The sequence below is a fragment of the Phocaeicola acetigenes genome, assembly GCF_027529745.1.
Classification (GTDB): domain Bacteria; phylum Bacteroidota; class Bacteroidia; order Bacteroidales; family Bacteroidaceae; genus Phocaeicola; species Phocaeicola acetigenes.
Genome location: NZ_JAPZVM010000012.1, coordinates 40867 through 52793, shown reverse-complemented (window position 1 = coordinate 52793; position 11927 = coordinate 40867). Strand labels below are relative to the sequence as shown.

General features: G+C 45.8%; 8 protein-coding genes and 1 pseudogene. 1 reads left to right on the top strand and 8 read right to left on the bottom strand.

The features are described 5' to 3' along the window. Positions 1-141: 141 nt before the first annotated feature. Entirely contained in the window at positions 142-1596 is a 1455-nt protein-coding gene (locus O6P32_RS12115; protein ID WP_269878821.1) for a Na+/H+ antiporter NhaC family protein, read from the bottom strand. A 373-nt stretch (positions 1597-1969) separates the two neighbouring features. Between O6P32_RS12115 and O6P32_RS12110 the strand changes: the two are divergent. Continuing rightward, positions 1970-3061: pseudogene (locus O6P32_RS12110) on the top strand (metallophosphoesterase); the annotation flags it as partial. A 149-nt stretch (positions 3062-3210) separates the two neighbouring features. Here O6P32_RS12110 and O6P32_RS12105 read toward each other — a convergent pair. The 7 genes from O6P32_RS12105 to O6P32_RS12075 form a co-directional block, all read right to left on the bottom strand. Then, positions 3211-4317, bottom strand: coding sequence for a sulfotransferase family protein (locus tag O6P32_RS12105; protein ID WP_178266171.1), 1107 nt, complete (start codon positions 4315-4317; stop codon positions 3211-3213). Positions 4318-4444: 127 nt separating this feature from the next. Beyond that, positions 4445-5890, bottom strand: a complete 1446-nt coding sequence (gene cysN, locus O6P32_RS12100) for a sulfate adenylyltransferase subunit CysN (protein ID WP_408636074.1) — start codon at positions 5888-5890, stop codon at positions 4445-4447. A gap of 148 nt (positions 5891-6038) precedes the next feature. Beyond that, positions 6039-6950: a sulfate adenylyltransferase subunit CysD gene (gene cysD, locus O6P32_RS12095; RefSeq protein WP_178266173.1), complete on the bottom strand. Its 912-nt coding sequence runs from the start codon at positions 6948-6950 to the stop codon at positions 6039-6041. A gap of 52 nt (positions 6951-7002) precedes the next feature. Beyond that, a complete protein-coding gene (cysC, locus tag O6P32_RS12090; protein ID WP_269878769.1) occupies positions 7003-7605 on the bottom strand; it encodes an adenylyl-sulfate kinase in 603 nt (200 codons plus the stop codon). Between the two features lie 15 nt (positions 7606-7620). Beyond that, positions 7621-9165 (bottom strand): SLC13 family permease, encoded by a 1545-nt coding sequence (locus O6P32_RS12085; protein WP_269878768.1) that lies wholly within the window; start codon positions 9163-9165, stop codon positions 7621-7623. Positions 9166-9173: 8 nt separating this feature from the next. Further along, entirely contained in the window at positions 9174-9983 is an 810-nt protein-coding gene (gene cysQ / locus O6P32_RS12080; protein WP_269878767.1) for a 3'(2'),5'-bisphosphate nucleotidase CysQ, read from the bottom strand. 133 nt (positions 9984-10116) lie between these two features. Beyond that, complete coding sequence (locus O6P32_RS12075; protein WP_269878766.1) at positions 10117-11766, bottom strand: amino acid permease; 1650 nt, start codon at positions 11764-11766, stop codon at positions 10117-10119. Positions 11767-11927 lie beyond the last annotated feature (161 nt).

Here is an 11927-nt window from a genome sequence, read left to right as displayed (position 1 = left end):
CCGAAAGAGGGCTGTACTGCCTCTGTTCGGCAGTCGGATCACTGCCGGACAAAAGTTCTGGAAACGGAATACTGGCTTGTGTATACCATGCAGACTGTTTATGGAAATAGTTTGCAGAATGTTTCCTTTTTTTGAAATGTATTATGCAGCCAGTTCTTCCACTTTTGCCGGATGAATTTCAGCTTTGGGGCGGCGGGCAATCTTATACCCGATAGCTGCAATGAAAATACTCATCAGCGGACTCAGCAGGTTGAAGAAGCAATAAGGAAGATAAGCCAGTGTAGGAACATTCAGGATGGTAGCCTGTGTCATTCCGCATGTATTCCAGGGGATAAGCGGAGAGGTCACGGTTACGGCATCTTCAGTAGTACGGCTCAGCAAGCTGCTGTCGTAACCTTCTTTTCGATATACCTCACCGAACATATTACCGGTGAGAATGATACTGATGTACTGATCGGCAGTGGCCAGATTCATAAACAGGCCCGAGCAGACAGTAGACGAAACAAGGCTTACACGGGTTTTCATGAAACGGATAAATACATTCATCAGACTCTTCAGCATACCACTGGCAGTGAGTGCACCTCCAAAGCACATGGCACACAGTATCAGCCATACGGTATTCATCATACCGGCCATACCGCGGGTAGCAACCAGTTCACTGAGTGCCGGACTTGCGGTAGACAGGCTGGTGCTGCCATAGCATCCCATCATCATTCCTTTAAAGAGGCTTTCTTCTCCGGCTACTTCACGCAATACCTCGGGCTGGAAAATAGCAGCTGCAATGCAGGCCAGAATGGTAGAGATAGAGAGGGTGATGATAGACGGAACTTTACGGGCAATCAGGATGGCAGTGACCAGTGGAACAATCAGCAGCCAGGGGGTGATGGTGAACCGTTGTTCCAGATGAAGTGCAACTTCCTGAATATGCTGAACGGAATGTGTATCGGTTGAAAATCCTAATATGGCAAAGAGAATCAGTGCAATGACGATGGAGGGAATAGTGGTGATCATCATGTAGCGGATGTGGCGGAAGAGAGGTGTTTCAGTCACCGAGGCTGCCAGAATGGTTGTTTCGGACAGAGGAGACACCTTGTCGCCAAAATAAGCTCCCGAAATAATGGCACCTGCAATCCAACTCTCGTTAAATCCTTGCGCCTTGCCGATACCCAACAGGGCGATACCGATGGTGGCGATGGTAGTCCATGAGCTTCCGGTCATCAGAGAAACCAGAATACAGATGAGGCAGGTTGATGCAAGGAAGAAACTGGGATGAATAATCTGCATTCCATAATAAATAAGCGTGGGTACTATACCGCTGAGCATCCAGATACCGCTAAGGGCACCGATGATGAGCAGGATGATAATGGATGTAGCTACTCCGGTAATGTTGTCTGTAATTGCTTTTTCGTAGTTCTTCCATGGAATGCGGTAGAAGACCATTCCTATCAAGATACACGAAGCGGTGGTGACAAGCAGCGAAAGCTGGCTGCCTCCGTTTAAGGCATCGCTTCCGAAAGTCTTTATGGTTGCAAATAGCATTCCTACCAGTATCAGGATAGGAATAAGAGATACAAGGGGGGAAGGAGTTTTGCTGATTGATTTCATTTGTATATTGTTATCCTAATTCATAAAATGCGCGCAAAGATACGTATAAATGTGTAATTATGCAATATTGCACTTAAAATAGGGGGATTAATACTTGTTAATAGAATAAATATACAAAATGGATACGCTTTTTCAGCAGACCGACTTTCTTTCTCCGTTTTTGCCGCTTATTTTTTATCTTTGCTGCTGTAATACGAAAATGAAAAACAAAATAAAATACTATTAGACACATTCTATCATGACAATTCGAACTATTTTCCATTGTGCAGTTCTTCTTTGCTGGATAGGTATCGGAGCCATACCGGTCTATGCTTTTTCGGCTCAGACTTCGGTCGAAGCAACAAGTGAACTGAAGAAACAGCCCCAGCCGGCCGAGAAGATCTTTCGGATGAAACCTTATCTGCAGAATCCTACAGGAAATGGGATTACCATTATGTGGCAGACTACCGTTCCTACCTATAGTTGGGTGGAATATGGAACGGATAAAGAGAATCTGCAGCGTGCCCGTACTCTTGTAGACGGACAAGTGATATGCAACGGACTGCAAAACAAGATACGTCTCTCCGACTTGAAGCCGGGGCAAACGTATTATTATCGGGTCTGCTCACAGGAAATTTTGCTGTATGAGGGGTATAAGAAGGAGTTCGGGGAGACAGCCCGTTCGGATTTCTATTCTTTTACGCTTCCGGATGCTGGAGAGGATGAGTTTACTGCTTTGATTTTTAATGACCTTCACCAGCAGTCGAATACATTGCAGGCGCTTTACAGCCAGGTGAAGGATATTGACTACGATTTTGTAGTATTCAATGGCGACTGTATTGATGATCCTGCTACTCACGAGCAGGCTACCCGCTATCTGACGGAGCTGACTGAAACCGTTGGTGCCAGTTCTGTACCTGCTTTCTTTATCCGGGGAAACCATGAAATCAGAAATGCGTACTCCATCGGGTTACGTAATCTGTTCGATTATGTGAACGACAAGACATACAATGCTTTCAGCTGGGGAGATACCCGTTTTGTTACTCTCGACTGTGGAGAAGATAAGCCTGATACGCATTGGGTGTATTATGGACTGAATGATTTTTCGGGGTTACGTGCAGAACAAGCTGATTTTTTGAAAGAGGAATTGAGTTCTAAACCTTTTAAGAAGGCGAAGAGACATGTGTTGATGCATCATATTCCTGTCTATGGACTGGATTCGGATTTCAATCCTTGTCGTGATGCATGGGAGAAATTGTTGAAAAAGGCGCCGTTCGACGTGAGTCTTAATGCACATACCCATCGTTTTGCCTATTATCCTGCCGGCAGCAAGGAAGGAAACACGTATCCGGTTGTCATTGGTGGCGGGTATAAACTTGATGAGGCTACGGTTATGGTGCTCCGGAAGAAAGCCGGCCGGATGAGCCTGACGGTCTTGAATGCACAGGGAGAAGAGTTGCTGAGACTGGACCTGTAAGAAAAAGTGGCTTATTCTATAAATGGCATCCTGATAGAAGATATTTCAGGTATATATTGCAATGGCTTTCATATATAAATATTCCCGCTTTCCATCCATTGCGGAGGAAAACGGGAATATTGGTTATCTCGATACTGTAAGCCTTTGTTTTAGAGCTTGTATCCCCACTGGTCGAGTGCAAACGACCAATGCTTTTCTACCAGTTCCACGGTTTCGGGCTTGTACTGGTATTTGTTTTTCTTGTAGCCTTTTTTCTTGTTCACGTAAGCTTCGATGTCTTTTCGTGCCTCGTCGAAACCTGGAATGGAAAGCTTTTGATAGATTTCCTGTGTCAGATCGAAGGCATTGGTTTCGTAGTCTTCAAATTTTACTTCTACCAAGTTTCCTTCTGGGATGAAGTGTTTGTCGGCTTCATACTTGTGGTACAACTTGGCGTAAACCGACAGAATGTTTTCCTGCAGTTCTTCGTTGCTGATATCCTGAAGCTTCAGCGGCTGGATTGTATTGGTAAAGAAACTGCGTGTCGACTCGAATACGGTGTACGGATTACGTATCAGGTAGATGAACTTGGCGTTCGGGAACATCTTGACCAGCTCTTTCACACGTCCGGTGTGAGGAGGGTTCTTGCTCAGAAACTGAGTTCCCTGTGTATTCCAGAGTGATATTTTAATCAGCTTGGTGAATACTTCTTCAAACACCTTCAGTTCTTCATCACTGATGTCATCGAACAGCAGGTATTTGTCTGCATATTCCTGCATGTGTTTAGGCAGGAACCAGAAGTTGTAGTAAGTATAAGGCATCATGTTGGCCAGGGCAAACTCTTCCTCTTGCGGCAGGTCTACGGCCAGTTCCATGTTGTCTGTCGGACGTTTGTCCGGCATCAGCCAACTCATATTTTTCTTGAAGAAAGGTTGGCCCCACATCATCAGGTGCGGGAAAACCGTCTGATAGGTAGTGTTGTAGCCGAAATGTTTGTCGCACGAAAATACATTGTGCATAAAGGTCGTTCCGCTACGCCAGTGTCCTAAAATGAAGACCGGGTCGTGTTCCAGAGGTTTCTGAGCCAGCAGTTTTTCGTAGCGGCTGTCTTGTAGTGGCTTCAGTACAGACAACAGGCGACATACTGCTTTGGTAAGACGGTATTTTCCCTTGTATGCGGCATCAATCTGTCGGCCCTGCGTAATCTGGTTGAAAGTTTTCCAGTCGGCTCCTACAAGTGTATTGATTGGTAATTTGCTAAATTCAAGTAATCCCATGGGTTTGAGTTTTTAAGTTCTTAAGTTTTTAAGTTCTTAAGTTTTTGAGTTCTTAAGTTTTTGAGTTCTTAAGTTTTTTGATTTTCAGTATATACGACTGAATTCATAAACTCAAAAACTTAAAAAATTAATGCTTTACCTCGATGGCAATACCCTGCTGAGCCAGAGCCTTGACAGCCTTGTCTACAGCTTCGTAATGTTCCGGGGCAATACCCAGTTTCGGAAGATCGAGTACCGGAAGTTGCATGCTCTGGTGCATATCCTTGTCTTCCACACGGTCTATAATCATACCTACGGCACTGGTATTGTTTGTAATCGGGTCGATAAGGATAAAGGCTCCTGTCGCTTTATTACGGTTGTATGCATCGAAGAACAATTCTTTCGAAGAAGTCAGTACCACACGTGCAATCTGGTTCAACTGCATGGGAACCTCTTCCTCTTTTAGACGTCCGTTTTCCACAGACAGGTGTTCCATGGTGTTGATATCTACCTTGTACTTGATGTGGTCTATGCGAGTACGGCTGGTGTTGGTAGTCTGTTTCAGGAAGAATGATTTTTCCAAATCCATCTTTTCTTCGTCCATCCATACCAACATGGCTTCGAAGTTGCGTCCTATCATAGGCATATTATCAGGGTGTACCAGCATTTCTCCTCTTGATACGTCGATTTCGTCTTCCAGGGTAAGGGTAACCGACATCGGAGGGAATGCATAGTCTATTTCTCCTTCGTAGGTAACAATGCTCTTGATATGTGAACGTTTTCCTGATGGCAAGGCAACAACTTCGTCACCTTTGCGGACTACTCCCGAAGCTACTTTACCGCAGAATCCTCTGAAGTCGAGGTTAGGGCGGAGTACATATTGTACCGGATAGCGGAAATCGTTCAGGTTGTGGTCGTTTCCGATGTGTACGGTTTCGAGGTATTCCAGCAAAGAAACTCCGTCGTACCAGGGAGTACGGTCCGATTTCTCCACTACATTGTCGCCGTCGAGTGCCGAAAGCGGAATACACTGTACGTCGGGGATTCCCAACGGTTCGATGAACTTGCGATAGTCGGCTACAATCTTGTCGAACACTTCTTTTGAAAAGTCTACCAAGTCCATCTTATTGACTGCCAATACCACGTGTTTGATACCCAGCAGCGATACCAGATAGGTATGGCGGCGGGTTTGTGTAATGACACCGGTACGTGCATCGACCAGAATGATGGCCAGATTGGCAGTAGAACCTCCGGTAATCATGTTACGGGTATACTGTTCGTGTCCCGGGGTGTCGGCAATGATGAATTTGCGGTTGTTGGTAGAAAAGTATCGGTAAGCCACATCAATGGTGATACCTTGTTCACGTTCCGCTTTCAGTCCGTCCAGCAACAAGGCATAGTCGATGTGTTCACCAGCATTTCCCATACGTTTGCTGTCGCGTTCCAGTGCGTCGAGCTGATCTTCGTAGAGCTTTTTACTGTCGAAAAGCAAACGTCCGATAAGTGTTGACTTTCCGTCGTCTACCGAACCGGCTGTAAGAAAGCGCAGCAGGTCTTTTTGTTCGTCCCGATTCAGATATTCTTCAATTGACATTGAGCCTCTGGTTTCTCCTTCCATCGGGTTTCCAGATAAAGTTTTATCTATTTGTTCCATTCATTTCTAAATTTAAGTTTGTTGAATCCTTCTGTTTACAGTTATTGGCTTTGTTTTCTGATGCGTCAGAAATTGCTGTCCTGCAAACTTAAAAGTATCCTTCCCGCTTCTTTTGTTCCATACTTGCCTCCTGGTCGAAGTCGATGACGCGGGTTGTACGCTCACTCTTGGTAGTAGTCATCATTTCCTCTACAATTTTCTCAATTGTGTCGGCTTCACTTTCGATGGCTCCGGTCAGCGGCCAGCATCCCAGGGTACGGAAGCGTATCTTTTTCATTTCTATCTTGTCGCGGTATTTTTCCGGCAGACGGTCATCGTCCGGCATGATAAGCTGTCCGTCGATGTTTACTACCGGACGTTCTTTGGCAAAATACAAAGGAACGATAGGAATATTTTCCAGACGGATATACTGCCAGATATCCAGTTCGGTCCAGTTGCTGAGCGGGAACACGCGGATGCTTTCTCCCTTACGGATACGTGCATTGTAGATATCCCACAATTCCGGACGCTGGTTTTTAGGATCCCACTGATGGAATTCGTTACGGAAAGAGAAAATACGCTCTTTGGCACGTGATTTCTCTTCGTCGCGGCGTGCGCCACCGAAAGCTGCATCAAATTTATATTTGTCGAGTGCATGAAGCAGTGCCTGTGTTTTCATCAGGTCGGTATGTACCTTACTGCCATGAGTAAACGGTCCTACTCCTGCCTTGAAAGCTTCCATATTGCTTTCTACAATCAGGTTCCAGCCATATTTTTTTGCATAGTCATCGCGGAATTGAATCATTTCCTTGAATTTCCATTTCGAGTCGATATGCATCAGCGGAAATGGAACTTTTCCCGGTGCAAAAGCTTTTTCGGCCAGACGTACCATCACCGACGAGTCTTTTCCGATGCTGTATAGCATGACCGGATTTTCAAATTCGGCAGCCACCTCTCTGATAATGTGAATCGATTCTGCTTCGAGTTCTTTCAGGTGGCTTAAACGATATTCTTCTTTCATGTTTGTATTAAGTTTTTTTAGTTTCTTGTTTATTCAGTGATGAGGCTTGAACTTAAAGTTTTACTTTCGGCAAAATCAGTTCCAACAGCTTGTTTACCGATTCTTCTACCGACAATTTGGAGGTATCGAGCGAAAGAGCCGGATGAGCCGGTACTTCAAATGGAGCCGAAATACCTGTAAAGTTTTTTATTTCTCCTCTTCTGGCCTTGGCATACAGGCCTTTTACATCGCGCCGCTCGCATTCCTCGAGTGGAGTACTGATGTATATTTCCATAAAATCTTGTTTGCCGATGATGTTTGCTGCCATTTCACGCATGTCGTTGTTCGGACTGATGAAAGCGGCCAGAGTGATGATACCTGTGTCGACAAACAGCTTACCTATTTCGGCGATGCGGCGTATGTTTTCCATACGGTCTGCTTCAGAAAAGCCCAGGTTGTTGTTGATTCCGCTGCGTATGTTGTCGCCGTCGAGAATGCGGCACAACAGTCCCCGTTTCTGCAACTCCCGTTCCATGGCAATGGCAAGAGTACTTTTTCCGGAACCACTAAGTCCGGTGAACCAGATCATGACTCCCCTCTGGTTTAGCAACTGCTCTTTGTCGGAGCGTCCCAGCATTTTGTCGAATATAGGATAAATATGAGTTGTTTCTTCCATAAACTTTATAATTGTTTAGAATTCCCATATTTGAGGTATTACAAATACGGAAATCAGAAATGTAATGATATTCAGAGGTAAACCGATACGTACGAAATCGGTGAACTTGTAGTTACCGATACCCTGTACAATCAGGTTGGTCTGATAGCCAATCGGCGTAGAGAAACTGGCCGATGCTGCCATGCAGATTACTACAAAGAAAGGCATCGGACTGACTCCCAGCTGTTGCGAAAGCGACAGAGCCAGCGGAAACGACAAAGCAGCCGCAGCATTATTGGTAATCAGTTCGGTAAAGATATTGGTAATGATGAACATGGCGGCCAACAGTACGTAAGGACCGTAATTGTGGCTCAGTCCGATGATGTAACCGGCAAGCAGGTCGGCTACTCCAGAGTTTTCCATCGCTTTACTGATGGCAAATGCACAGGCAATGGTAATCAGGATATCCCACGAAATGTATTTGGTATATTTGCGCGGAGGAAAAATTTTGGTCCATGCCATCAGCACTGTGGTGACTGAGACGAAGAAGAACATATCCAGTCTGATGCCTTCCGGCAACAGTTTCTGTATGGCTGGCAATTCGCCGATGGTAGCACCTATAATCATAATAAGCAGCAGAATCAGGGCAAACCATCGTTTTTTCTTTTGAGCCGGTTCGTGGTCTTTTCCGTTGGCAAGCATGATGAAGACAGAAGATTCTCCCCATGTCTGGATAAAGCTGTCGTCTGCCAGAAGAATCAGGGTGTCTCCTTCGCGGAACCGTACATTGTTCAAATTGGTATATGTATGACCGTTGCGGCGAAGTTCTTTCACTTCGGCTCCGTAATGACGTTTGAAGTCGAAGTCGCTCACCCGTTTGTTGATACCGGGAAAGCGTGCTCCCAATACGGCTTCTACCGGGTGGAGAGAAGAATTTTCTTCGTCTTCAATGGCGGTATTGTCCGGACGGTTTGCCGGAAGCAGTTTGTGGGAAAACAGAAAAAGATAAATGATACCTGCAATGGCAATGAAGATACCGACTTTTCCGAGTTCGAACATGCTGAATCCTTTCATACCTGCTTCCTGAATCATACTGTGAACGACCAGATTGGTGGAAGTTCCTATCAGTGTACAGATTCCTCCCAGAATGGTGACATACGAAAGCGGAATCAGAAAATAAGTCGCAGGCAGTTTTACATAGTTGGCCCATCGCTTGATGATAGGGGCAAATATAACAACTACCGGAGTGTTGTTGAGAAAAGCCGAAATAAAGGCAATACTTGGCAACAGACGTAATTGTGCCTTGAATACGGTGGTCTGCTTTTGAGGCAGCAGTTTCTTGATGAATTGTGTCAAGGCCCCGCTTTGCCGGATTCCTTCACTGACCAGAAACAGCATGGCTACCGTAATCATTCCTTTGTTGCTGAATCCCTCCAGCATTTCCTTGGGGGTAAGGATACCGGTACAGAGGAAGACCACTACTGCCGAGAACAGAATCATTCCCGGACGCATCTTGTCCATAACCAGTGCAGCCAGCATGGCTATCAGTGTAAGAAGTACAATAATTATTTCAAATGTCATGGTCGGTTTTATTCTGCTATGAACCAGGGGTTCAGTAAGTCGGTTTTATTGTATTGCAAGGGGAGAAGGCTGCCCGCCTGATACACTTCTTTTCCTGCAGCACGTACGATGGCATGTCCGGCAGCAGTATCCCATTCCATAGTCGGGGCAAAGCGTGGATATACATCGGCTTTTCCCTCGGCTATCAGACAGAGTTTCAGAGAACTTCCTATGGAAACGGTTTCTACGTGACCATGTTTTTCTTTCATCTCTGCAATGTATTTTTCGGTTTCTTCTGTCAGGTGAGACCGTGAAGCCACTACCATAAATGTATGGTCAGGCTCTTGAGGATAGGGCAGACGGTGTGCGCAGGCTGCCAGTTCGTCGAAGCTGGCAGGAAGATTTTCCTCTGTCACGTTGTTTATTTTGAAGGCTCCTTCCGCATAGTCGGCAAAGTAAAGTACCTGTTTTTCCGGTACATAAATGACTCCCGCTTCGGGTATCCCCTTTCTTACGTAAGCTATATTTACAGTAAATTCTCCGTTGCGTTTGATAAACTCTTTTGTTCCGTCCAGCGGATCGACAATCCATAATTCATTCCAGCTTTGCCGTTCTTCTACCGGGATTTTCTTTCCTTCTTCGCTGAGTATAGGATAGGGTGTGTCTGCCAGTGTAGAAGCAATTACTTCGTGCGCCTTGCGGTCTGCAATCGTCAAAGGTGAATTGTCTGCTTTTTTCTCTATCTCAAAATCCGCATTCGGATCGTCGTAAACGTTTTTTATTTTCTTGCCGGCCTTTACTGCGGCTTGAATGGCAACAAATAGTATATTCTTATCCATGATTATTTAAATGGTTGTAAAATAACAGTTTTTTTAAGACTTAAAACTGGTATAATCTTCTGTTTTTTTGTCCTGTATCCTCATTTATAACTTCTTTTAATAGATGCAAGGCAAAAGAACAGGACTCTTGCTTTTATTTATGCGAATGTTTCCACATTCTCCACATGTAGTATGCGCAATGGGTGAAGGCAAAGACAAACGAAATGATAAGTAGTGTCTGGTCTGCATTCCAGCCTACTGTCTGCTGATGCCAAAGTCCGGTGATGACGCATAATACCGAGAGAATCAGTCCCATGATGTTCAGTACCATGTCTCCTTTGCGGTGTCGCAGATTGGGCTCCAGTTTACTGTGTCTGATACCATATACCGAGTAGATATCCAGTCCAATCAGCATCCAAAGTACCAGACGGATCCATGTATCGGCCGGAAGGAAACACATCATGCAGAGACAGGTCAGAATTCCCAGGATAGGAATAACTGGGACAAACGGAGTCTTGAAGGCACGGTGTGCGTCGGGCATGGTTTTCCGTACTATCAGTACGGCTGCACATACCAGAGTAAAGGCCAGCAGGGTACCGATACTGGTCATTTCGCCTGCTACTTCGGCCGGTATAAATCCAGCCAGCAGACCTACTACCACCATAAACAGGAAATTGCTGTGTACGGGAGTATGGTATTTCTCATTGATGCGTGAGAAGAAAGGAGGAAGCAGGCCGTCGTGGCTCATGCTCAGGAATACACGGCTTTGTCCGAGCAGGGTGACCATAATCACGGAGCAATACCCGAAAAGGATAGCGAGTACGATGGCTTTGTTCAGCCAGGGGTAGGCGGGTACAATGACACCGTCGGCACCGGGAGTACCCATGTGTTCGATGGCTACTGCCACGGGGGCGATTCCTTCTTGACCGCTGAATTCGGAATAGTGTGCTACTCCCGTCATTACGTGGGCAAACAGAATGTACAGGATGGTACATACCAGTAACGACATCAGAATACCGATAGGCATGTTGCGACGGGGATTTCTGGTCTCCTGTGCGGCGGTACTTACCGCATCAAATCCCAAAAAGGCAAAGAATACGATGGCGGCTCCGCGCAAGATACCCGACAGGCCGTATTCGCCCAGAGCTCCCGTATTTTCAGGAATATAAGGTATGTAGTTTTCTGTACGGATAAACTGCCAGCCTAAAATGACAAATACCAGAATGACTGCTATTTTCAGAAATACAATCAGACCGTTTACGAAAGAACTGCCTGCTGTACCGCGCATCAGGATGAGGCTCATGGCTATTACAATGAGAATAGCCGGAATGTTGACAATTCCGCCGTCCCACGGACAGGCTGTAAAGGCATGTGGCAGTTCGATACCGATGCTGTTCAGGAAGAACACCATGTACCGGCTCCAGCTGATACTGACCGTGGTGGCGGCTACAGTATACTCCAGTACGAGGTCCCAGCCTATAATCCAGGCAATGAGTTCTCCCATGGTAGCATACGAGTAAGTGTACGCACTTCCTGCTACGGGTATCATGGAGGCAAACTCGGCATAACACAGTCCGGCAAAGCAACAGCCGATTGCGGCAATGATAAACGACAGAGTGATGGCAGGACCGGTATATCCGGCTGCTACTGTTCCTGTAATGGAGAACAGTCCGGCTCCGATAATGACTCCTACCCCTAAGGCTATTAAGCTGATGGGGCCTAACACTCTTTTCAGACTTTTGCTACCCGATTGTTCTGCTTCTGCTTGCAGTGCTTCTATACTTTTCTTGATGAATAATCCCATGGTTGATATTATATAATTTCCTGCAAAGATATAAATAAAAACCGGTAACCCGCTCTTTGGGAAAAAGAGAGGGTTGCCGGTGGGGGCTGAATGGGCAAAAATAACCGGTCTGTCCGGCTTGTATAACCTCCGGTTTACGCGACAAGTATCGAAGGCTCACG